Source organism: Ornithinimicrobium pekingense DSM 21552, from assembly GCF_000421185.1.
Classification (GTDB): Bacteria; Actinomycetota; Actinomycetes; order Actinomycetales; family Dermatophilaceae; genus Ornithinicoccus; species Ornithinicoccus pekingensis.
In genome coordinates this window covers 100,561-122,112 of the sequence record NZ_ATWJ01000015.1, presented here as the reverse complement: position 1 = coordinate 122,112, position 21,552 = coordinate 100,561, and the positions used below count along the sequence as shown (strand labels likewise).

Here is a 21,552-nt window from a genome sequence, read left to right as displayed (position 1 = left end):
AGACTCTCGGCCGTGACCCCGCCCCCGCCCCGTGCGCGCATCGCCTGGCGCCTGCGGCTGCTCTACGACACGCTGTCGCGCGAGGTCGCGAAGTTCGGCACGGTCGGCGCCGTGGCGTTCGTCCTCGACACCCTGCTCTACAACCTGCTCGTCTTCGGGCTGCCCGGCGTGCTCGACGGTCCGCTCGAGGGCCAGCCCCTGGCCGGCAAGGTCGTGTCGGCGAGCGTGGCGACCGTCTTCTCCTGGCTGGGCAACCGGCTGTGGACCTTCCGGCACCGGCGCCGCGCGGCGGTCGCCCACGAGCTGGGCCTGTTCGTCGTCTTCAACGCGCTGGGGCTGGCGATCGCGCTGGCCTGCCTGGGCTTCTCCCGCTACGTCCTGGACCTGCACAGCCAGCTGGCCGACAACATCGCCGGCAACGGCGTCGGGCTGGTGCTCGGCACGCTCTTCCGGTTCTGGGCCTACCGCACGTTCGTCTTCCGCGGGGAGCTGGAGGCCGAGGAGCGCGACGAGCTGGACGAGCCCCGCGAGCCTCAGGGCGTCTGGGCCAGCGGCAGGTAGAGCGCGAACACCGGCGGGCGCACCTGCACCAGCTCCAGCCGGCCGCCGATCGTCTCCGAGGTCTCCCGCGCGACGGCCAGCCCCAGGCCCGTGCCCTGCCCGGTCGTCACGGCGCGGTCGAAGACGGTCCGGGCCAGGTGCGGGGGGATGCCGGGGCCCTGGTCGCTGACCCGGAAGACCGCCGAGGGGCCCGAGCGCGCGACATGGACCTCGACCCGCCCGTCACCGTGCACGAGCGCGTTCTCCACGAGCGTGTTGAGCACCTGCGAGAGCGCCGAGGCGCTGGCGTCGACGATGATGCCGCGCTCGCAGGTCAGCTCGATGGAGCGGCCACGCTCCGTGAAGGAGGGCGTCCACTCCTCGTCCAGGCCGGCCAGCACCTGGTCCACCGCGCTCAGGGCGCCGCCGGTGGCGTGCCCGGCGCGGGTGCGGCGCAGCAGCTCGTCGACGACCCCGGTGAGCCGCTCCACCTGCCCGATGGCGATCTCGGCCTCGGCGCGCGCCTCGGCCGGGTCCTGCGACTGCGCGATCTCCTCCAGCCGCAGCAGCAGCGCGGCCAGCGGGGTGCGCAGCTGGTGCGAGGCGTCGGCGGCGAAGGAGCGCTCGGAGACCAGCGCCTTGGCGAAGGTGCTGTGGTGGCGGTCGATCTCCCGGGCGACGGCGTCGATCTCGCGGATGCCCGCCCGCCACGGCTCGGGCAGCACGACCCGGCCGGGCCGGGTCTGGGGGTCGAGGGCGAAGCCACCGGAGGCCATCTCGTCGGTGCGGTGGGCCAGGCGGCGCAGCGGGTCGGCGACGGTCTCGGCCGTCCGGTCCGCCAGCGACCGCACGACGGGCACCGTCACGGCGACGACGAGGACGGAGGCTCCCAGGACGGTCGCGACGAGGACCCACAGCGGGGTCCGGGCCTCCTCGAAGGGGCCGCCGCGCAGCTCGACGATGATCCAGGAGGCCAGCCCCCCGGCCACCAGTGCCGTCGCGGCGACGACCAGGGCGATCCGGACCGCGAGCTCCCGCAGGACCGCGCGCAACGGGGGTCAGTCCGTCCCGTCAGGGTCGTTCTGGAAGCGGAAGCCGACCCCGCGCACCGTGACGATGTAGCGGGGGTCGTGCGCGTCGTCCCCGATCTTGCGGCGCAGCACCGACACGTGCATGTCGAGGGTCTTGGTGGAGCCGAACCAGCTGTCCCAGACCTCACGCATGAGCAGGTCGCGGGAGACGACCCGACCCTCCTCGCGCATCAGGACCCGCAGCAGGTCGAACTCCTTGGTCGTCAGCCGGATCTCCTCGTCGTGCAGGAAGACCCGCCGGGCCTGCACGTCGATGCGCAGGGCGCCGCCGCCCCGCTTGGCCGGCGCCTCCGGCCCGCGCCGCAGCAGGGCGCGGACCCGGGCGAGGAGCTCGCCGAGCCGGAAGGGCTTGGTGACATAGTCGTCGGCACCGGCGTCCAGGCCGACGACGGTGTCGATCTCGTCGGTGCGTGCGGTGAGCATGAGCACCGGGGTGCGGACCCCGGCGTCGCGCATCGAGCGGCAGACGTCCAGGCCGTCGAGCTGGGGCAGGCCCAGGTCGAGCACCAGCAGGTCGTGCCCGGGCTCGCGGACGGCCTCGGCGAGCGCCGCGCGCCCGTCGTCGGCGATGGTCACCACATAACCCTCGCGCCGCAGGGCTCGCGCCAGCGGCTCGGAGATCGTGGGGTCGTCCTCCGCGAGGAGCACCCTCGTCATGTCGTCCTCCCTCGTCGGCAGGCAGCCAGTATGGGCGGCACTCAGCGCCCGGGCCAGTCTGGCACGCGCTTGTCCACGAAGGCCGCGACCCCCTCGGCGCGGTCCTGGCTGAACGCGGTGGCCCGCCAGCAGCCGTCCTCGATCTCCAGGCCGGAGGCCAGGTCGGTGCCCATGCCCAGACGCATCGCCTTCTTGGCGTTGCGCACGGCCACCGGGGAGTTCGCCGCAATCTGCGCGCCGAGCTCCAGGGCCCGGTCCCGGGCGGTCCCGGCCGGGACCAGCTCGTCGACGACGCCCAGCTCGCGGGCCTCGGCGGCGCCGAGCCGCCGGGCGGTGAAGATCATCGAGGCGGCCCGCGACCAGCCCACCCGCCGGGTCAGCAGCTGGGTCCCCCCGCCGCCGGGGATGACGCCGACCCCCACCTCGGGCAGGCCGAGCGTCGCCCGCTCCCCGGCCACGAGCAGGTCGCAGGAGAGCGCGATCTCCATACCCCCGCCGAGGGCGTAGCCCTCGACCGCGGCGACCACGGGCACGGGCAGGTCGAGCACCCCCCGGTAGGCCTGCCGGGTGACCAGCCGGTGGTCCATCATCTGCGCATCCGTGAAGGTGTTGCGCTCCTTGAGGTCGGCCCCCACGCAGAACGCCTTCTCGTGCGTGCTCGTCACCACGACGGCGCGCACCGTGCGGTCCGCGGCCAGGTCGGCGGTGACCGCGGTGATCTCGCGGGCGATCTGGTCGTTGATCGCGTTCATCGCCGACGGGCGGTCCAGGGCCAGCTCCACGACGTGCCCGCCGTCGCCGTGCCGGGTGACCTGCAGCATCGAGGGTGCGTCCATGCAGCGAAGGTTACTGGGGCCGCAGGTGCTCGACGTCACCGGCGTGGTGCAGGGTGCGCCCCTCCGCGCCGCCGACGATCAGCGCCCCCGCATCGTCCACGTCGACCGCGGTGCCCGAGGTCGTGCCGCCGTCGGGGCGGTGCACCACCACGGGCCGGCCGAGGGTCAGGCAGACGCCGCGGTAGGCGGTGCGCAGCGGCCGCACCTGCTGGGCCAGGAGCCGGCCGTGCCAGGTGGCCAGGTGCTGCAGGTATGCCGTGAGCAGCGCCTCGCGCGCCCCCGCGGGCAGGGGTGCTCCCCCGCGGGCCAGGCGCCAGGAGGTCGCGGTCGGGACGGGCAGCTGGTCGGCGGCGTGGTCGACGTTGACGCCGGTCCCGACCACGACGGCGCCGTCGCCCGCGACCTGGGCCAGGACCCCGGCGACCTTGCCCCAGCGCCGACCGACGGTCTCCAGCACCGGCGCCTGGGCGGTGGCGCCTTCGCGCAGGGGCGCGAGGACGTCGTTGGGCCACTTCAGGGCGGCGTCGAGGGGCCAGCGGCTGTCGGCGAGGGCCTGCACGAGGGCCAACCCGGCCGCCAGCGGCACCCAGCCCATGAGCTCCTGGGGCACCGGGGGCACGACGGCGCTGACCGCCAGACCGGTGCCGGGCGGCGAGCTCCAGCGACGGCCTCGCCGGCCCATGCCGGCGCTCTGGTGGTCGGCGACGACGACGCGGCCCGGGCGCGGGTCGGTGAGCGCCTCGGTGTTGGTGGAGCCGACCGTGGCGTGCCACTCCGGCGCGGCCCAACGCAGGATGTCCATGGGGGCAAGGCTAAGTTGGGATCCATGACCGAACCGCTCAGCGCCGACCAGCAGGCCGACAGCCCCGCCAGCGACGCCGGTCCCGACCTCCGGACGACCGCCGGCCGCCTGGCCGACCACCGGGCACGCGTGGAGGAGGCCGTGCACGCGGGGTCGGCCAAGGCCGTGGAGAAGCAGCACGCCAAGGGCAAGAAGACCGCTCGGGAGCGCATCGAGGCGCTGCTGGACGAGGGCAGCTTCACCGAGCTGGACGCCCTGGCCCGGCACCGCTCCACCTCCTTCGGGCAGGAGCGCAACCGCCCCTACGGCGACGGCGTCGTCACCGGCTACGGCACGGTCGACGGTCGGCCGGTCGCGGTCTTCTCCCAGGACTTCACCGTCTTCGGCGGCTCCCTGGGCGAGGTGTTCGGCGAGAAGATCGTCAAGGTCATGGACCTGGCGATGAAGATCGGCTGCCCCGTCATCGGCATCAACGACTCCGGCGGGGCGCGCATCCAGGAGGGCGTGGTCGCCCTCGGCCTCTACGCCGAGATCTTCCGGCGCAACGTCCACGCCTCGGGGGTCGTCCCGCAGATCTCCCTGGTCCTGGGCCCGTGCGCCGGCGGCGCGGTCTACTCCCCCGCGATCACCGACTTCGTGGTCATGGTCGACCAGACCTCGCACATGTTCATCACCGGCCCCGACGTCATCAAGACCGTCACCGGGGAGGACGTGACCTTCGAGGAGCTCGGCGGCGCCCGGACCCACAACACCACCTCCGGGGTGGCGCACTACATGGCCAGCGACGAGGACGACGCGCTCGACTACGCGCGCGAGCTGCTGGCCTACCTGCCGCAGAACAACCTCGAGGACCCCCCGGACTTCGCCGTCGAGCCCGACGAGGAGGTCAGCGAGGCCGACCGCGAGCTCGATACGCTCGTCCCCGACTCGGCCAACATGCCCTACGACATGCACACCGTCATCCGTGCGGTCCTCGACGACGAGGAGTTCCTGGAGGTCCAGGAGCTCTTCGCCCCCAACATCGTCGTCGGCTTCGGCCGGGTCGAGGGGCGCTCGGTCGGGGTCGTGGCCAACCAGCCGATGCAGCTGGCCGGCACCCTGGACATCGACGCCTCGGAGAAGGCGGCACGGTTCGTGCGGACCTGCGACGCGTTCAACATCCCGATCCTGACCTTCGTCGACGTCCCGGGCTTCCTGCCCGGCACCGACCAGGAGTTCGGCGGCATCATCCGCCGCGGCGCCAAGCTGCTCTACGCCTACGCCGAGGCGACCGTGCCGCTGGTCACCGTCATCACGCGCAAGGCCTACGGCGGCGCCTACGACGTCATGGGGTCCAAGCACCTCGGTGCCGACGTCAACCTGGCCTGGCCCACCGCCCAGATCGCGGTGATGGGCGCCCAGGGCGCGGCCAACATCCTCTACCGCAAGCAGCTGCAGGCCGTGGCCGACGCGGGAGGCGACGTCGAGGCCGAGCGGGCCCGCCGCATCCAGGAGTACGAGGACACCCTCGCCAACCCCTACGTCGCGGCCGAGCGCGGCTACGTCGACGCGGTCATCGAGCCCGCCGAGACGAGGGTCCAGGTCGCCCGGGCGCTGCGCCACCTGCGCTCCAAGCGCTCTACCCGGGCGCCCCGCAAGCACGGGAACATCCCGCTGTGAGCAGCGACGTGAGCCCCGCCGAGGACGCGCCCTCGCTCCCGACGATCCGCGTGGAGCGCGGCAACCCCACGCCCCAGCAGCTCGCCGCCCTCACCGTCGTGCTGGCGGCGGCCTCCGGGGAGCCGGCGCCCGCGCCCGCGCGGCGCACCCTGTGGACCGCCCGGTCCCGCTTCGCCCGCCCCCGACCCAGCGTGGGACCCGGAGGCTGGCGGGCCTCCGCCCTGCCCCGCTGAGCAGCGCCGGTCAGGTCAGCGGGGCCCGCCTCCCGAGCCGCTGGACGAGCCTGTCGTGGTACATCGCCGGCAGGCAGGCGGCCGCCACCACGCGCCGCGCCGCCTCGTCGTCGCCCATGGCGGCGGCGAAGGCGGTGCGCATGTCGACGTCGTGCTCCGGCGGCGAGAGCAGCTCGACCACGTCGCCCGGAGCGACCGGGCCCGGGACGGCCACCCGCAGGTAGACGCCGCACCGTCCCCGCTCGGTGAACCGCCGCGCCCAGGCCGGTTCCTGCATGTGGGCCGCGAAGGTCGCGCACGGCGTGCGCGGCACGGACACCTCCAGCACCACCTCCTGCCCCACCCGCAGCCGCTGGCCCAGCAGGAGCGCCTCGAGGTCCAGCCCCTCGGTGGTCAGGTTCTCCCCGAACCAGCCGTCGGGCAGTCCCCTGCCCAGGTGGCCCTCCCACCAGTCCAGCTCCTCGCGCGCGAAGGCGTAGACGGCCTTCTGCGCGCCGCCGTGGTGCTTGACGTCCCCCACGTGGTCACCGGCGACCCCGGACCCGTCGCCGTAGCTCGGCCCCGGAGCCGACACCTCGACCCCCGTGACCGGACGCTTGTCGATACCGGTGCGGCGGTACCTCCCGCTGGGGTCGCGCTTGGGGCGGGCGACGTTGGTGGAGCGCACGCGCTGGGTCATGCGCACACGGTATGCCGTGCGCCCGCCGGTGCTCCTCGCGGTAGGTTGACGCACTGTGACCGAGCAGACGCGCCCGCAGACCGAGATCGACCGCCTCGCCGAGGCCCACCTGGACGCCGTCGTGGCGCTGAGCCCGATGGAGGCCACCTACCTGGGCGTCGCGGGGCTCGACGACCGGATGGACGACCTGTCGGTCGAGGGGATCCGGGCGCTGCGCGACCAGTCCGCGAGCACCCTCGCCGAGCTGGACCGCCTCGTCCCCCAGGACGACACCGACCGGGTCACCGCCGCCGCGCTGCGCGAGCGGCTCGGCCTGGAGGTCGAGCAGGCCGACCTCGTCCTCGAGGGCCGCGCCCCGGTCGACCTCAACGTCATCGCCTCCAGCCCCCAGGCGATCCGCGACATCTTCGACATCATGGGCAAGGACACCGACGAGCAGTGGGGCAACGTCGTCGCCCGCCTCGACGCCGTCCCCAACGCGGTGCAGCAGTACATCGATGCGCTGCGCTGGTCAGCCGAGCGCGGCCAGGTGGTGCCCCGCCGGCAGGTCGTGGCGGTGGCCGAGCAGTGCCGTGACCAGGCCGGGGAGGAGGCGAGCACCTTCGACGCCCTGCTCCGGGAGGCGCAGGACCGGCCCGAGCAGCTGCGCACCCACCTGCGGACCGCGGTCACCGGCGCCAAGCAGGCGTTCGCCGCCCTCGCGGCATACCTCGAGGAGGAGCTGGCGCCGCAGGCGCCGGAGTCCGACGCGTGCGGCCGGGAGCTCTACGCGCTGCGCTCGCGCAGCTTCCTCGGCGCCACGATCGACGTGGAGGAGACCTACCGCTGGGGGCAGGAGGAGCTCGCCCGCATCACCCGCATGATGGAGGAGACGGCCGAGCAGGTCCGCCCCGGGGCGAGCGTCAAGGAGGCGGTCGCGCTGCTGGACGAGGACCCCGCCTACCAGCTCGACGGCACCGATGCGCTGCGGGAGTGGATGCAGGTGAAGGCCGACGAGGCTGTCGCCCAGCTGGCGGACGTGCACTTCGACGTGCCGGGGCCGGTGCAGCGCATCGAGTGCATGATCGCGCCGAGCCAGACCGGCGGCATCTACTACACCGGCCCGTCCGAGGACTTCTCCCGCCCGGGCCGGATGTGGTGGTCGGTGCCCAAGGGCGTGACCCGCTTCTCCACCTGGCGCGAGCTGACGACCGTCTACCACGAGGGCGTCCCGGGCCACCACCTGCAGATCGGGCAGACCGTCTACCGCTCCGAGCTGCTCAACCGGTGGCGGCGGCTCGCGTCGTGGACGTCGGGGCACGGCGAGGGCTGGGCGCTCTACAGCGAGTGGCTCATGGCCGACCTGGGCTACATGGAGGACCCCGGCAACCGGATGGGCCTGCTGGACGCCCAGTCGCTGCGGGCGGCCCGCGTCGTCCTCGACATCGGGGTGCACTGCGGCTTCGACGCGCCCGAGGAGGTCGGGGGCGGGCCGTGGACCTACGACAAGGCCTGGGAGTTCCTCAACAACCACGTCAACATGGACGAGGGCTTCGTGCGCTTCGAGCTCGACCGCTACCTGGGCTGGCCGGGTCAGGCACCGGCCTACAAGATCGGCGAGCGCCTGTGGCTGGAGCTGCGCGACGAGGTGCGCGAGCGCGAGGGTGACGCCTTCGACCTCAAGGCCTTCCACCGCCGCGCGCTGGACGTCGGCGGCGTCGGCCTGGACACCCTGCGGGCGGCCGTCCTCGGCGAGCTGTGAGCGCACCGTCGGGGGCGCCGGTCCGGCATACCCGGCGTCTGGTCCTGAGGGCTTTCGACGAGGCCGACCGGGAGCTCTTCGCCGCGCTCAACCGCGACCCCGAGGTGGTGCGCCACCTGCAGGGGCCGATGAGCCGGGAGCGCTCGGACGCCTTCGCCGACCGGATCGGCGCATGCTGGCGGGACCGGGGCTACGGGCTGTGGGCCCTGGAGGTGCGGCAGACCGGTGAGTTCATCGGCTACACCGGGCTGTGGCCGGCCGACTTCCTGCCCTCCGGGGCGGGGGTCGAGGTCGGCTGGCGCCTCGCCCGGGGGGCCTGGGGACGGGGGTACGCCCCCGAGGCGGCCCGCGAGGCGCTCCGGCACGGGTTCGAGGAGGTCGGGCTGCAGGAGGTGGTGTCGTTCACCGCCGTCGGCAACACCGCCTCGCGGCGGGTCATGGACAAGATCGGGCTGCGCCGCGACCCCACCCGGGACTTCGACCACCCGAAGGTGGACGCGCAGGCCTACCCCGAGCTGGTCCGGCACCTGTTCTGGGCGCTCACGGCCGAGCAGTGGCGGGCCTCCCAGTAGCCTGACGCCCATGATCCCCCTCGTGCTGGCCTCGGCCTCCCCTGCCCGCCTGACGACGCTGCAGCGTGCCGGCGTCGAGCCGGAGGTCGTCGTCTCCGGCGTCGACGAGGGCGCCGCGCTGGCGCAGGCCCAGGAGCGGCACGGCGCGCTGGAGCCGGGCGACGTCGCCCTCACCCTCGCCCGGGCCAAGTGCGAGTCGGTGGTGGCGTCGGAGGAGCCCGACTCCCTGGTCCTGGGCTGCGACTCCGTCCTGGAGCTGGACGGCGAGATCTACGGCAAGCCCGGCGACGCCGCGGTGGCGGCGCAGCGGTGGCGGCGGATGCGCGGGCGCTCCGGGGTCCTGCACACCGGGCACTGGCTGGTCGACAACCGCGAGGGGGGCACGGGCGGCACGCTGGGGGCCACCGCCTCGACCATCGTCCACTTCGCCGACCTGTCGGACACCGAGATCGACACCTACGTGGCGACCGGCGAGCCCCTCCAGGTGGCCGGGGCGTTCACCGTCGACGGGCTCGGCGGGCCCTACGTCACCGGTGTCGAGGGCGACTACCACGCCGTCGTCGGCGTGAGCCTGCCGCTCGTGCGCGAGCTGCTCCTCGAGCTCGGGCTGGACTGGCACGACCTGCGCGACTGAGCCTGCCGGCACCCGGGTCGGGGCCGCGGGGTCCCCAGCGCCCCGGTGCCGGCGGCCGTCACCGGGGGTGCGACGATGTGCTCGGTACGGATCGACGAGGAGGTCGTGGTGGCTGGAGGCACGCGCAGGGTCGCGGTCGTGGGAGCGGGGATGGTCGGGCTGTCGACAGCCTGGTTCCTGCGCGAGCGGGGCGTCGAGGTCACCGTCCTCGACCGCAAGGGCGTGGGGGCCGGAGCCTCGTGGGGCAACGCCGGCTGGCTGACGCCCGCGATCGCCACGCCGTTGCCCGAGCCCGCGGTGCTGCGCTACGGCGTGCGCGCCGTGCTGTCCGCCAGCTCCCCCGTCTACGTCCCGCCCACCCTCGACCCGCGGCTGGCCCGGTTCGTGGCCGGGTTCGTGCGCCACAGCACCGACAGCCGCTGGGAGAAGGCCATGCAGGCGCTGCTGCCGGTCAACGACCAGGCCCTGACCGCCTTCGAGCACCTCGCCGCGCACGGGGTGGACGCCAGGGTGCGTGAGGCAGAGCCGTTCCTCGCCGCCTACGAGCGCGCCGGCGACGTGCAGGTGCTGCTCGACGAGTTCGAGTCGATCGAGAAGGCGGGTGGCACGGTCGAGCACGAGCTGATCGGCGGTGCCGAGGCGCGTCGCCGCGAGCCGGCGATCTCCGACGTCGTCCAGGCGGCCGTCGTCATCCACGGGCAGCGCTACCTGCGTCCGGTCGAGTATGTCGAGTCGCTCGCCGGGGCCGTCCGGCAGCAGGGCACCGAGATCCTCGAGGGCGCCGACGTGCTGGGCGTCGAGGACCTCGGCAGCGCGGGTGTGCGGCTGGCCACGACCGGTGCGGGTGCGGGCACCTACGACGCCGTGGTCGTGGCCACCGGCGCCTGGCTGGGCGACCTCGTGGACGACTTCGGCGTGCGGCACGTCGTCCAGGCCGGCCGCGGCTACTCCTTCAGCGTGGCGACCGAGCAGATGCCCGCCGGCCCGCTCTACTTCCCGGCCGCCCGCGTCGCCCTCACGCCGCTGGGCGACCGCCTGCGCGTCGCCGGCATGATGGAGTTCCGTCGCGCCGACGCCGCCCTCGACCCCCGCCGGATCCGCGCGATCGTCGAGGCGGCCCGCCCTCTCCTGCGCGGCGCTGACCTGGACGACCGGCAGGACGAGTGGGTGGGCTCCCGCCCGGTCACCGCCGACGGCCTGCCGCTGATCGGGCGCACGGAGTCCGAGCGCGTCTTCGTCGCCGGCGGCCACGGGATGTGGGGCATCACCCTGGGGCCGATCACCGGCCGGCTGCTGGCCGAGCAGGTCACGACCGGAGAGGTCCCGGCCGAGCTGACGCCCTTCGACCCGCTGCGCCGCCTGCGGTGGGCGCCCTCGCGGCTCTCCGCAGCGCGCGCCCGTCCCATCACGCCCTAGAGGCCACCCCAGCCCCCTCGAGCGGGGGGGGGGGGGGGGGGGGGACCGTTCTCGTGCCGTCGGCCGTTCTCGTGCGCGGGAAATCTCCCCCGCGCGCACGCTGACCCCGCTCGGACACCGCCGTGAGCCCACCCATGCTCGTGCTGGCGAACCGTCCCCGTGGGGGCATCTCGTCCTCGCGCGCGAGAAGCTTCCCTCGCGCAGGGGAAGCTTCCCCAGCACGAGCGAGATTCCCCCGCGCCCGAACGCTGTCTCGGCTCGACGCCGCCGCGGCCCGGCTCATGCCGTCGCGTCCCTGCTCGAACGCCGCCGCGGCCTGCCCGTCAGGCGTCGTAGTCGATCTCGACCGTCTCGGTGAGCGGGTGCGACTGGCACATCAGCCGGTAGCCGCGCGCCACCTCGTCCTCCTCGAGGGCGTAGTTGCGGTCCATCCGGACCTCGCCGCCGACCACCTTGGCGCGGCAGGTGCCGCAGACCCCGCCGGTGCAGGAGAAGGGCGCGTCGGGCCGCTCCCGCAGCGTCGCGTCCAGGATGCTCTCGGTGCGGGTGGGCATCGGGACCGTCGTCGTGCGGCCGTCGAGGGTGACGGTGACCACGGTCTCGGCCGGCGCGCTGTCGTCCACCTCGACCACCGGGGGCGGGGCGATGCCGCCGCTGTCGTCCACGTGGAAGATCTCGTGGTGCACGTGGTGGGGGTCGACGCCGCGCTCCCCCAGCACCTGCCGGACGGTCTCCACGAGCCCGAACGGCCCGCACAGGTACCACTCGTCCACCCCGTCCTCGGGCACGAAGGTGGCCAGGAACTCCTCGACCTTGGCCCGGTCGATGCGGCCGCTGAGCAGCTCGAGATCCTGCTGCTCCCGGGAGAGGACGTTGAACAGGCTGAACCGCCCGGGGAAGCGGTTCTTGAGGTCCATCAGCTCCTCGAGGAACATGATCGAGTCCGTGCGGCGGTTGCCGTAGATCAGCGTCACCCGCGACCCCGGCTCCTCCTCGAGCACGGTGGTCAGCAGGGAGAGCACGGGGGTGATGCCGGACCCGGCGGCCACCGCCACGTGGTGCTTGGCCGCCGTGGGGTCCGTCGGGCAGACGAAGGAGCCGAGCGGTGTCATCACCTGCAGCGTGTCCCCCGGCGCGACCTCCTGGGCGAGCCACGTCGACATCGCCCCGCCCGGGACCCGGGCCGTGGCCACCCTGACCTCTCCGCGACGGCGCGACTCGGCCCGCGAGATGCAGCAGGAGTAGGAGCGCCGCACGTCCTCGCCGTCGATGGTGGCGCGCACGGTGAGGTGCTGGCCCGGCTCGAAGGCGAACTCCTCGCGCAGGTCCTCCGGGACCGAGAAGGAGATCGCCACCGCGTCGTCGGTCAGCCGGTCGACGCGGCTGACCGTGAGGTCGTGGAAGGTGGCGCGCCGACGGGTCGGCTGCTGGATGAGTGTCACATCGCTCCTCGGGGTCTGGGCGCGGCCCGGCTACGGGGTGGACGGGGCGGGGCCCGCCTCAGATCGTCTTGAACTCGTCGAAGGGCTCACGGCAGGAGCGGCACCGCCGCAGGGCCTTGCACGCGGTGGAGCCGAAGCGGGCGACCTCCTCGGTGTCCTCCGAGCCGCAGTGCGGGCAGACCACGACCCGCCGATGGAGGGTCAGCCCGACCGGGCCGGTGGCGTGGGCCCGCTCACCGGTGGGCGGGGCGATGCCGAAGCGGCGCAGCGCCGTCCTGCCCTGCTCGCTCATCCAGTCGGTGGTCCAGGCCGGCGCGAGCCGGGTGACGACCTCGACGGGCACACCGGCGCGGCGCCCGACGGCCACGACGGCGTCCTCCATCGCGCTCATCGCGGGGCATCCCGAGTAGGTCGGGGTAATGGTCACCCGCAGCCCAGGGCCGGTGCGCTCCACGTTACGGATCACGCCCAGATCGTCGATCGTGATGACCGGGATCTCCGGGTCGGGCACCAGGCGCACCTCCCGCTCGACCCTCGCGAGCAGGTCGTCGGTGAGGGGGGCTGCACCCCTTGGTCGGGGGGTGCACGGGGGGCGGAGCCCCCTGGGTGACTGCATACGCGCTCCCACCGGGCTCACCAGGTGGCGCCTGGATGGCTGCGCGCGATGTGCTGCATCTCCGCCAGGAGGTAGCCCATCGCCTCGGAGTGGACGCCCTCGCGTCCGCCCCGGGCGTGCCAGCGCGGCGCGTCCGGCATGGTCAGCGTGGCCTGCTCGAGGACCGCGGACACGTGGGCGTTGACGGCGTCGGTCAACGACGAGGGGAGCACGCCGACGCCCTGCTCGGCGGCCCACCGGGCGGCCTCGTGGTCCTCGCCGAGCTCGGCGACGTAGGGGTGCACCGCCTCGAGCCCGGCCTGCATCCGCTCGCGGCTGACCTCGGTGCCGTCGCCCAGCCGCAGCACCCACTGGGTGGCGTGGTCGCGGTGGTAGACCGCCTCCTTGACCGCCTTGCCGGCGATGCCCGCCAGCGTCTCGTCGGCCGAGCTGGTCAGCTGCGACCAGAGCTCGCACTGGTAGCTGGCGAACCACAGCATCCGCGCCATCTCGACGGCGAAGTCGCCGCGGGGCTGCTCGACAAGCTGGACGTTGCGGAACTCGCGCTCGTCGCGCAGCATCGCCAGCGCGTCCTCGTCGCGCCCGCCACCCTCGACCTCGCCGGCGCGCGTCAGCAGCGAGCGCGCCTGCCCCAGCAGGTCGAGCCCGACGTTGCCCAGCGCCATGTCCTCCTCGATCTGGGGGGCGTGGGTGAGCCACTCCCCCAGCCGCTGGGCGTAGACCAGGGCGTCGTCGCCCAGGCTCAGCAGGTAGCGCACGTGCAGCGTGGTGGCGTCGGTCTCCGGGGTATGCCGTGGCGCCGCGACGGCGGCGTCGAGGTGCGTCGCGTCGGCGGAGGTGCTCACAGGTACTCCACGTCCTCGGGCACCTCGTAGAACGTCGGGTGCCGGTAGACCTTGTCGGCGGCCGGGTCGAAGAAGCTGTCGCGCTCCTCGGGGCTGGAGGCGGTGATGTCGTCGGAGGCGACGACCCACAGGGAGACACCCTCCTGCCGACGGGTGTAGAGGTCACGGGCGTTGCGCAGGGCCATCTGGGCGTCGGGGGCGTGCAGCGAGCCGACGTGCACGTGCGACAGGCCCCGGCGGGCGCGCACGAAGACCTCCCACAGCGGCCAGGTCGGGGCGGTCATGCCACGGCCCCCTCGGCCGAGCGTGCCGCCTGCTTGTCGGCGTAGGCGGCTGCGGCCTCCCGCACCCAGGCGCCCTCCTCGTGGGCGGTCACCCGGGTGGCGATGCGCTGGGCGTTGCAGGGACCGTCACCCTTGAGCACGCGCCAGAACTCGTCCCAGTCGATCTCGCCGAAGTCCCAGTGCCCACGCTCCTCGTTCCAGCGCAGGTCGGGGTCGGGCAGCGTGATGCCCAGCTTGATCGCCTGCGGGACCGTCATGTCGACGAACCGTTGGCGCAGGTCGTCGTTGGTGAAGCGCTTGATGCCCCACGCCATGGACTGGGCGGTGTGACCTTCCTTGGCCTTCTCCCCGGAGTCCGGCGGGCCGAACATCATCAGGGCCGGCCACCACCACCGGTCGGCGGCGTCCTGCAGCATCGCGCGCTGGGCGTCGGTGCCCTGCGAGAGGGTCCACAGCAGCTCGAAGCCCTGCCGCTGGTGGAAGGACTCCTCCTTGCACACGCGGATCATCGCGCGGGCGTAAGGGCCGTAGGAGCAGCGGCACAGCGGCACCTGGTTCATGATCGCCGCGCCGTCGACGAGCCAGCCGATGGCGCCCACGTCGGCCCAGGTCAAGGTCGGGTAGTTGAAGATCGAGGAGTACTTCTGCCTGCCGCTGTGCAGCTTGTCCAGCAGCTCGGAGCGGTCGACCCCCAGCGTCTCGGCCGCGGAGTAGAGGTAGAGCCCGTGCCCGGCCTCGTCCTGGACCTTGGCCATGAGGATCGCCTTGCGGCGCAGGCTCGGGGCCCGGGTGATCCAGTTGCCCTCCGGCTGCATACCGATGATCTCGGAGTGCGCGTGCTGGGCGATCTGGCGGATGAGCGTCTGACGGTAGGCGTCGGGCATCGCGTCGCGCGGCTCGATGCGCTGGTCGTCCTGCACCAGCCGGTCGAAGTAGGCCATGTGCTCCTCGAGGACCGAGGCGTAGTCCTCGGTCTCCGCGGCGTTCAGGGGCGCGTCGTCGCTGTGCCCGAAGTCGTTGCCGTACATGTCCCAAGTGTGCCATGCGGGAGGGGCCGTATGACAGTCGGAGCGTCGCACGCCGCGGTCGGTGTCACATCCGTTGCCGGCTGCCCCGGCCACCCGAAGTGACGTCAGGACGACGTGGGAAACTGGCCCGACCATGCCCTCCCCCGACAGCCACGAGCACCCTCAGCACGCCGCCGGCCACGACCACCACGGTCACGAGCACAGCTCCGCCGCGTCAGCTCCCGGCCCGCTGGCCGACGCCGCGGTGCGGACCGGCCGCCCCAGCGACGCCCCCGCGGTCGGCCTGGTGCAGGCGTTCGTGTGGCAGCACGAGTATGCCGACGTGCTCTCGCAGGAGGTGCTCGACGCCCTGACCGGCCCGCGCTTCGCCGCGGTCTGGCGCCGCTCGCTGGAGCACCCGCCGACCTCTCGTCACCGCCTGCTCGTGGCGACCGCCGGCCCGCAGGTGGTCGGCTACCTGGCGCTGGGACCGGCCGGCGACGAGCCCGGGCTGACGCACGGGACGACCGGACTGCTCTACGACGGCGGGGTGCACCCGCAGGCCCGGCACGCCGGGCACGGCTCCCGGCTGCTCAACGCCGCGGTCGACACGCTGAGGGCCGGCTTCGACGAGCTCACGGCCGTCGCCACCTGGGTGCTCGCCGACGCCGAGGGCACCCGCGCCTTCCTCCAGGCGGCCGGGTTCGTCCCCGACGGCGCCTGGCGCGACCGGGTGGTCGACGACGACGGACGCACCGCCCGCGAGGTCCGCCTCGTGACGGAGCTGTGACGGGCGGGACGGCCGCCGTCCCGCAGGAGCCGGCGTGGTGGCGCACCCCCGCCGCGCGGGAGGGCCTGGCCGTCGGGCTGGTGGGCCTCTACGGGGTCAGCGCCGGCGCGCTCGGCGTGGCAGCCGGGCTCAGCGTGTGGCAGACCGTCGTCACCTCCCTGCTGATCTTCAGCGGCGGCTCGCAGTTCGCGCTCTACGGCGTCATCGGCGCCGGGGGCGGAGCCCTGGCCGCGGTGGCGACCTCGACCCTGCTGGGCCTGCGCAACGGGTTCTACGGCCTGGAGCTCTCCCGGCTGCTCCGCCCCGGCCGCCGGCTGGTCCCCCTGGGCGCCCACCTGACCATCGACGAGTCGACGGCGGTCGCGCTCGCGCAGGACACGCCGGCCCAGTCCCGGATCGGCTTCTGGACGACCGGCGTCGCGCTGTTCGTGGTGTGGCAGACCACGACGGTCCTGGGTGCCCTCGCCGGGGAGGCGATGGGCGACCCCCGTGACTACGGGCTCGACGCCGCCGCGGCCGCCGCCTTCGTGGCCCTGGTCTGGCCCCGACTCTTCGGGCGCGGCGCCGACGGGCGCACGGGCGCGATGGCCACGGCCGCGCTCGCGATGACGCTGACCCTGGTCTGCGCACCCTTCGTCCCGACCGGTGTCGAGGTGCTGGTCGGGGCCTGCGCCGCGCTGCTCGTCGGCCTGCGTGACCGGCGCAGGGGCACCCCGACCGACCTGCGACCCGTGACCCGGGACGTCTCACCCCACCCGGGCGGGCCGTCCGCGCGCGACCGCCGTGCCGGCGGGAGGGCCGAGGTATGACGTTGTGGGTCGCGGTGCTGGCGGCCGGCGTGCTCGCCTACCTCGTCAAGCTCGGTGGCTACCTCGTCCCCGAGCGCGTCCTCGAGGTCCCCTGGGTCGACCGGGTCGTGCCGCTGCTGACGGTCGCGCTGCTGTCCTCGCTGGTCATCACGCAGGGCTTCCTCACCGACGGCACCCCGACGGTCGACGCCCGCGCGGCCGGCATCGGGATGGCGGTGGTGGCGCTCCTGCTGCGGGCGCCGTTCCTCGTCGTCGTGGCCCTGGCGGCCCTGACGGCGGCGCTGGTGCGGCTCTGGACATGACCCGCGACCAGACCGCCCCACCGGCCCGCGTCGTCGCGGTCGACCTGGCGCGCGCGGTCGCCCTGGTCGGGATGTTCGCCGCCCACCTCGTCTCCCCCTCGGACCCGAACGGTGTCGGGGGCGTCGACAACCTGTTCCAGCTGGTGGCCGGGCGCTCCTCGGCCCTCTTCGCCCTGCTCGCCGGGGTCGGTATCGCCCTGTCGACGACCCGCGCGGCGGCAGACCCGTGGGGGCACCGCGGCCGGCTGGCGGTCCGCGCCGGCGTCGTCGCCGCGCTGGGGCTCGCCCTCGGCTCCTTCGACTCCGGCCTGGCGATCATCCTCACCTACTACGGCGTGCTCTTCCTGTGCGCGCTGCCGGTCCTGACGTGGGGTGCCCGCCCCCTCGCCGTCCTCGCGACCGGCTGGGCCCTGCTGGCGCCCGTCGCCAGCATGCTGCTGCGCCGCCAGGTCGAGGCCCCGCCCAAGATCGTCCCCTCCTTCGTCCACCTGGCCGACCCGGGGACCCTGCTGACCGAGCTGCTGCTCACCGGCTACTACCCGGTCCTCACCTGGGGGGCCTACCTCTTCGCCGGCATGGCCGTCGGCCGGCTCGACCTGCGCCGCCCGGCCGTCGGACCCCGGCTCGCCCTCGTGGGGGCCGGGCTGGCCGCCCTCTCCGTCGCCGTCTCGACCCTCGTCACCTCCAGCCCGTCGGTCCGCGCCGCGCTGCTCGCCGACCCGCGCCGCCCCGTGACGGACTGGGCCGGGCTCGACGGGCAGATCCGGCGCGGCCTCTTCGGCACCCACCCCACCGGGACCCCGTGGTGGCTCGGCGTGTGGGCCCCGCACAGCGGCAGCATCGTCGACCTGGTGCACACCACCGGCACTGCCATCCTGGTCCTGGGCCTGGCGCTGTGGCTGGTCCGGTCGACCGCAGCCCTGCCCTGGCGGGTCGCGGCCGGCGCGGGGGCGATGACGCTGACGCTCTACGCCACCCACGCGGTCGTCCTGGCCAGCCCCCTCGGCGCGCGCGGGACCGCCGCCCTGGTCCTGCACACCCTCCTGGCGCTGTCCGTGGGGGCGCTGTTCGCCTCCGCGCCGGCGCGCGGACCGCTGGAGCAGATGGTCAGCAGCGTCGCGGGGGTCGTGCCGGTGCGCGACGACCGGCCCAGCAGGTCCTGACGCCGCACCGGCACCAGGCCCCGGCGGATCACCCCGCAGTCCGACGCTCGTTCATCTCTCGTTCACCTGGCCGCCCAGGACGACGGCTGACCTGCGCGGAAGGCGCTTCAGCTGCGACATACCTCGTGGCTTTTGGGTGCGTTCTCATGTACGGTAGGTGAACAGAAGGTAAACGGCCCCGGGTCGACGTCGACCCGCCGGGCCGGAGCAGCAGGAAGAGGAGGTGGACACCATGACCGAGATGATCGCCGAGATCCGCAGCACGCGTCGGCCGGCCATGCTCGCGTGGGTCCCGGTGACGGGGGCTGACGGCCGGGTGCGCATGGAGATGCGCTGGCAGGTGGGCGCCGGAGCGCCGGCTCGCACGACCCGCAAGGTGGCCTGAGCCCACCGGCACCGACGAGACACGACGCCGGAGGGCGGGCCCGGGAGATCCCGGGCCCGCCCTCTTCGCGTGTGCGGCGCTGCGACGTCAGGCGTCGCTGGGCTCCGCACCGTCGGCCTCGCCGGTGGCGTCAGCACCGCTGCCGCCGCGGCCGCGGCCACCCCGGCGACGACGCTGACGACGCGGGCGGTCGCCGCCCTCGCCTGCCTCGCCGTCACCGTTGTCGGCGGCCTCGCCCTCACCGGACCCGTCGGCGTCGTCGGACCCGTCCGCGACCGGGGCGGCCGTGTCGACGCCCGGCAGCTCGGGGGCCTCGGCGACGGCGGCCGCCTCGGGCGCACCGGCGGCGTCACCGGAGGTCGCAGCCTCGCCCTCGACGACGGCGGCCAGCGAGAGCTTGCCGCGCGGGTCGATCTCCTTGAGCTCGACCTGGACCTTCTGGCCCACCGAGAGCACGTCCTCGACGGCGTCGATGCGCCTGCCGCCGACGAGCTTGCGGATCTCGGAGATGTGCAGCAGACCGTCCTTGCCGGGCAGGAGCGAGATGAACGCGCCGAAGGTCGTGGTCTTGACCACGGTGCCCAGGAAGCGCTCACCGATCTCCGGCATCTGCGGGTTGGCGATCGCGTTGACCGCGGCACGTGCCGCCTCGGCCGAGGGCCCGTCGGTCGCGCCGATGTAGACGGTGCCGTCGTCCTCGATGGAGATGTCGGCGCCGGTGTCCTCCTGGATCTGGTTGATCATCTTGCCCTTCGGGCCGATGACCTCGCCGATCTTGTCGACCGGGACCTTCACCGTGATGACGCGCGGCGCGAACGGGCTCATCTCGTCCGGGGCGTCGATGGCCTCGTTCATGACGTCCAGGATGTGCAGCCGCGCCTCGTGCGCCTGACCCAGAGCACCGGCCAGCACGTCGGCGGGGATGCCGTCGAGCTTGGTGTCCAGCTGGATCGCGGTGACGAACTCGCGGGTGCCGGCGACCTTGAAGTCCATGTCGCCGAAGGCGTCCTCGGCCCCGAGGATGTCGGTCAGCGCGGCGTAGCGCATCTGGCCGTCGACCTCAGCGGAGACCAGGCCCATCGCGATGCCCGCGACCGGCGCGCGCAGCGGCACACCGGCGTTGAGCAGCGACATCGTGGACGCGCAGACCGAGCCCATCGAGGTCGAGCCGTTGGAGCCCAGCGCCTCGGACACCTGACGGATCGCGTACGGGAACTCCTCGCGCGTCGGCAGCACCGGCATGAGGGCACGCTCGGCGAGCGCGCCGTGGCCGATCTCGCGACGCTTGGGCGAGCCCACGCGGCCGGTCTCACCGGTGCTGTAGGGCGGGAAGTTGTAGTTGTGCATGTAGCGCTTGCGGCTCACCGGGGAGAGGGTGTCCAGCTGCTGCTCCATACGCAGCATGTTGAGCGTGGTGACCCCCATGATCTGGGTCTCGCCCCGCTCGAAGATCGCCGAGCCGTGCGCACGCGGGATGACCTCGACCTCGGCGCTCAGCGCGCGGATGTCCTTGAGGCCACGGCCGTCGATGCGGACCTCGTCGCGCAGGATGCGCTCACGGATGAGCTTCTTCTGCACGGCGCGGTAGGCGGCGTCGATCTCCTTGTCACGCCCGGCGAAGGGCGCGTCCTCGGCCACGTCCGAGTCGCCGGCGGCGTCCCAGTGCAGGCCGAGCAGCTTGCCCTTCAGCGCGACCTTGATCTCGTCGATGCGGGACTCGCGCTCCTGCTTGCCGGCGATCTGCAGCGCCTGGGCCAGCTCGGAGGAGGTGGCCTCCTCCACCGCGGTGAAGGCGTCGTCCTCGTAGTCGAGGAAGCGCGGGAACTCCTGCACCTCCTTGGCGGCCTCGGTGGCCAGCTGGGCCTGGGCCTCGCAGAGGGCCTTGATGAACTTCTTGGACTCCTCCAGGCCCTGGGCGACGACCTCCTCGGTCGGGGCCTGCTTGCCCTCGTTCTTGACGAGGTCCCAGGTGGACTCGGTCGACTCCGCCTCGACCATCATGATCGCGACGTCGTCGCCCACGACGCGGCCGGCCACGACCATGTCGAAGGTCGAGCGCTCGATGTCGGAGAAGTTGGGGAAGGCCACCCACTGGCCGTCGATCAGGGACACGCGGGTCGCGCCGATCGGGCCGCTGAAGGGCAGGCCGGAGATCTGCGTGGACGCGGACGCGGCGTTGATCGCCAGCACGTCGTACTGGTGGTCGGGGTTGAGCGACAGCACCGTGATGACGACCTGGACCTCGTTGCGCAGGCCCTTGGCGAAGGTCGGGCGCAGCGGGCGGTCGATGAGGCGGCAGGTGAGGATGGCGTCGGTCGACGGGCGGCCCTCACGCCGGAAGAAGCTGCCGGGGATCTTGCCCGCGGCATACATGCGCTCCTCGACGTCCACCGTCAGCGGGAAGAAGTCGAAGTGGTCCTTGGGGTACTTGCTCGCGGTCGTGGTCGACAGCAGCATCGTGTCGTCGTCGAGGTAGGCGGTGACGGAGCCGCCGGCCTGCCTGGCCAGGCGCCCGGTCTCGAACCGGACGGTGCGGGTGCCGAAGCTGCCGTTGTCGAGCGTGGCTTCGGCGAAGGTGATCTCTGGACCCTCCATGGGCCCTCCTTTTCTCTTCTGGTCAGCGCGGGGCATCGTCGTTGTGCCCGGCTGGGTTCTTCTGTGTCGGGGTATGCCGTCACGGCAGTCCCCGGTGACGTGCCCGGCGGGGCCGGCACGTCATACGCAAAGGAGCGGCCCCCGATGAGACGGGAACCGCTCCCCTGCGAAGCTCAGCGGCGCAGGCCGAGGCGCTTGATCAGCGACCGGTAGCGCTCGATGTCGGTGGCCTCGAGGTAGCGCAGCAGGCGCTTGCGCTTGCCGACGAGGAGGAGCAGACCACGACGGGAGTGGTGGTCGTGCTTGTGCTCGCGGGAGTGCTCGGTCAGCTCCTTGATGCGGTGCGTCAGCAGCGCCACCTGCACCTCCGGCGAGCCGGTGTCGCCCTCGGTCGTGGCGTACTCCTTGATGATCTCCTGCTTGGCGGCAGTCTCGTTCGCCATGGGCGACTCCT

General features: G+C 73.5%; 24 protein-coding genes. 12 read left to right on the top strand and 12 right to left on the bottom strand.

The features are described from left to right. The first annotated feature begins 12 nt into the window (after nucleotides 1–12). A complete protein-coding gene (locus tag K330_RS22145; RefSeq protein WP_022923115.1) occupies nucleotides 13–561 on the top strand; it encodes a GtrA family protein in 549 nt (182 codons plus the stop codon). Here the strand turns inward: K330_RS22145 and K330_RS0117515 are convergent. Genes K330_RS0117515 through K330_RS22140 form a run of 4 tightly spaced genes read right to left on the bottom strand, consistent with a single transcriptional unit; the run spans nucleotide 534 to nucleotide 3,926 of the window. Beyond that, nucleotides 534–1,592: a sensor histidine kinase gene (locus K330_RS0117515; RefSeq protein ID WP_022923114.1), complete on the bottom strand. Its 1,059-nt coding sequence runs from the start codon at nucleotides 1,590–1,592 to the stop codon at nucleotides 534–536. The two genes, K330_RS22145 and K330_RS0117515, sit on opposite strands and share 28 nt — an antisense overlap. 6 nt (nucleotides 1,593–1,598) lie before the next feature. Then, nucleotides 1,599–2,288, bottom strand: coding sequence for a response regulator transcription factor (locus tag K330_RS0117510; RefSeq protein WP_022923113.1), 690 nt, complete (start codon nucleotides 2,286–2,288; stop codon nucleotides 1,599–1,601). Between the two features lie 41 nt (nucleotides 2,289–2,329). Next, nucleotides 2,330–3,124 carry an enoyl-CoA hydratase/isomerase family protein gene (locus tag K330_RS0117505; protein ID WP_022923112.1) on the bottom strand — a complete coding sequence of 265 codons (795 nt, stop codon included), beginning with the start codon at nucleotides 3,122–3,124 and terminating at the stop codon, nucleotides 2,330–2,332. A 10-nt stretch (nucleotides 3,125–3,134) separates the two neighbouring features. Then, nucleotides 3,135–3,926 carry a biotin--[acetyl-CoA-carboxylase] ligase gene (locus tag K330_RS22140; RefSeq protein WP_022923111.1) on the bottom strand — a complete coding sequence of 264 codons (792 nt, stop codon included), beginning with the start codon at nucleotides 3,924–3,926 and terminating at the stop codon, nucleotides 3,135–3,137. Nucleotides 3,927–3,950: 24 nt separating this feature from the next. On the opposite strand from K330_RS22140, the gene K330_RS0117495 reads away from it, so the two are divergent. Beyond that, the gene (locus K330_RS0117495; RefSeq protein WP_022923110.1) at nucleotides 3,951–5,585 is read left to right on the top strand and encodes an acyl-CoA carboxylase subunit beta; all 1,635 of its coding nucleotides are present in this window, start codon (nucleotides 3,951–3,953) and stop codon (nucleotides 5,583–5,585) included. Continuing rightward, nucleotides 5,582–5,818: an acyl-CoA carboxylase epsilon subunit gene (locus tag K330_RS0117490; RefSeq protein WP_022923109.1), complete on the top strand. Its 237-nt coding sequence runs from the start codon at nucleotides 5,582–5,584 to the stop codon at nucleotides 5,816–5,818. Before K330_RS0117495 ends, K330_RS0117490 begins: the two co-directional genes overlap by 4 nt. 10 nt (nucleotides 5,819–5,828) lie before the next feature. On the opposite strand, the gene K330_RS0117485 is transcribed toward K330_RS0117490, so the two are convergent. Next, on the bottom strand, nucleotides 5,829–6,497 hold the full coding sequence (locus K330_RS0117485) for an MOSC domain-containing protein (RefSeq protein ID WP_022923108.1): 669 nt from the start codon (nucleotides 6,495–6,497) through the stop codon (nucleotides 5,829–5,831). A gap of 55 nt (nucleotides 6,498–6,552) precedes the next feature. Here K330_RS0117485 and K330_RS0117480 point away from each other — a divergent pair, with 55 nt between their 5' ends. The 4 genes from K330_RS0117480 (at nucleotide 6,553) to K330_RS22135 (ending at nucleotide 10,860) form a co-directional block, all read left to right on the top strand. Continuing rightward, nucleotides 6,553–8,238: a DUF885 domain-containing protein gene (locus K330_RS0117480; protein ID WP_022923107.1), complete on the top strand. Its 1,686-nt coding sequence runs from the start codon at nucleotides 6,553–6,555 to the stop codon at nucleotides 8,236–8,238. Continuing rightward, entirely contained in the window at nucleotides 8,235–8,810 is a 576-nt protein-coding gene (locus tag K330_RS0117475) for a GNAT family N-acetyltransferase (protein WP_022923106.1), read from the top strand. Before K330_RS0117480 ends, K330_RS0117475 begins: the two co-directional genes overlap by 4 nt. A 10-nt stretch (nucleotides 8,811–8,820) precedes the next feature. Then, nucleotides 8,821–9,444 (top strand): Maf family protein, encoded by a 624-nt coding sequence (locus tag K330_RS0117470; RefSeq protein ID WP_022923105.1) that lies wholly within the window; start codon nucleotides 8,821–8,823, stop codon nucleotides 9,442–9,444. Nucleotides 9,445–9,519: 75 nt separating this feature from the next. Beyond that, entirely contained in the window at nucleotides 9,520–10,860 is a 1,341-nt protein-coding gene (locus K330_RS22135; RefSeq protein ID WP_051145675.1) for an NAD(P)/FAD-dependent oxidoreductase, read from the top strand. 323 nt (nucleotides 10,861–11,183) lie between these two features. On the opposite strand, the gene paaE is transcribed toward K330_RS22135, so the two are convergent. From paaE to paaA, 5 genes are read right to left on the bottom strand one after another with little or no spacing between them, the layout of a single operon-like run. After that, on the bottom strand, nucleotides 11,184–12,302 hold the full coding sequence (gene paaE, locus K330_RS0117460; protein ID WP_022923103.1) for a 1,2-phenylacetyl-CoA epoxidase subunit PaaE: 1,119 nt from the start codon (nucleotides 12,300–12,302) through the stop codon (nucleotides 11,184–11,186). Nucleotides 12,303–12,360: 58 nt separating this feature from the next. Next, complete coding sequence (gene paaD, locus K330_RS0117455; RefSeq protein WP_084617681.1) at nucleotides 12,361–12,918, bottom strand: 1,2-phenylacetyl-CoA epoxidase subunit PaaD; 558 nt, start codon at nucleotides 12,916–12,918, stop codon at nucleotides 12,361–12,363. A 17-nt stretch (nucleotides 12,919–12,935) separates the two neighbouring features. After that, complete coding sequence (gene paaC / locus K330_RS0117450; RefSeq protein WP_022923101.1) at nucleotides 12,936–13,763, bottom strand: 1,2-phenylacetyl-CoA epoxidase subunit PaaC; 828 nt, start codon at nucleotides 13,761–13,763, stop codon at nucleotides 12,936–12,938. Continuing rightward, on the bottom strand, nucleotides 13,760–14,047 hold the full coding sequence (paaB, locus tag K330_RS0117445; protein ID WP_022923100.1) for a 1,2-phenylacetyl-CoA epoxidase subunit PaaB: 288 nt from the start codon (nucleotides 14,045–14,047) through the stop codon (nucleotides 13,760–13,762). Before paaB ends, paaC begins: the two co-directional genes overlap by 4 nt. Then, nucleotides 14,044–15,075, bottom strand: coding sequence for a 1,2-phenylacetyl-CoA epoxidase subunit PaaA (gene paaA / locus K330_RS0117440; RefSeq protein WP_022923099.1), 1,032 nt, complete (start codon nucleotides 15,073–15,075; stop codon nucleotides 14,044–14,046). Before paaA ends, paaB begins: the two co-directional genes overlap by 4 nt. Nucleotides 15,076–15,208: 133 nt before the next feature. Between paaA and K330_RS0117435 the strand changes: the two genes are divergently transcribed. From K330_RS0117435 to K330_RS23800, 5 genes are all read left to right on the top strand, one after another. Then, a complete protein-coding gene (locus tag K330_RS0117435) occupies nucleotides 15,209–15,844 on the top strand; it encodes a GNAT family N-acetyltransferase (protein ID WP_022923098.1) in 636 nt (211 codons plus the stop codon). Beyond that, a complete protein-coding gene (locus K330_RS22130) occupies nucleotides 15,841–16,653 on the top strand; it encodes an AzlC family ABC transporter permease (RefSeq protein ID WP_022923097.1) in 813 nt (270 codons plus the stop codon). The genes K330_RS0117435 and K330_RS22130 overlap by 4 nt, the downstream gene beginning before the upstream one ends. Further along, on the top strand, nucleotides 16,650–16,955 hold the full coding sequence (locus K330_RS0117425; protein ID WP_022923096.1) for an AzlD domain-containing protein: 306 nt from the start codon (nucleotides 16,650–16,652) through the stop codon (nucleotides 16,953–16,955). The genes K330_RS22130 and K330_RS0117425 overlap by 4 nt, the downstream gene beginning before the upstream one ends. Further along, the gene (locus tag K330_RS0117420; protein ID WP_040658357.1) at nucleotides 16,952–18,118 is read left to right on the top strand and encodes a heparan-alpha-glucosaminide N-acetyltransferase domain-containing protein; all 1,167 of its coding nucleotides are present in this window, start codon (nucleotides 16,952–16,954) and stop codon (nucleotides 18,116–18,118) included. Before K330_RS0117425 ends, K330_RS0117420 begins: the two co-directional genes overlap by 4 nt. A gap of 232 nt (nucleotides 18,119–18,350) precedes the next feature. After that, nucleotides 18,351–18,503, top strand: coding sequence for a hypothetical protein (locus K330_RS23800; RefSeq protein WP_156875867.1), 153 nt, complete (start codon nucleotides 18,351–18,353; stop codon nucleotides 18,501–18,503). 87 nt (nucleotides 18,504–18,590) lie between these two features. On the opposite strand, the gene K330_RS0117410 is transcribed toward K330_RS23800, so the two are convergent. Next, complete coding sequence (locus tag K330_RS0117410) at nucleotides 18,591–21,098, bottom strand: polyribonucleotide nucleotidyltransferase (protein ID WP_022923094.1); 2,508 nt, start codon at nucleotides 21,096–21,098, stop codon at nucleotides 18,591–18,593. A gap of 173 nt (nucleotides 21,099–21,271) precedes the next feature. Beyond that, entirely contained in the window at nucleotides 21,272–21,541 is a 270-nt protein-coding gene (gene rpsO / locus K330_RS0117405; RefSeq protein ID WP_022923093.1) for a 30S ribosomal protein S15, read from the bottom strand. Nucleotides 21,542–21,552 lie beyond the last annotated feature (11 nt).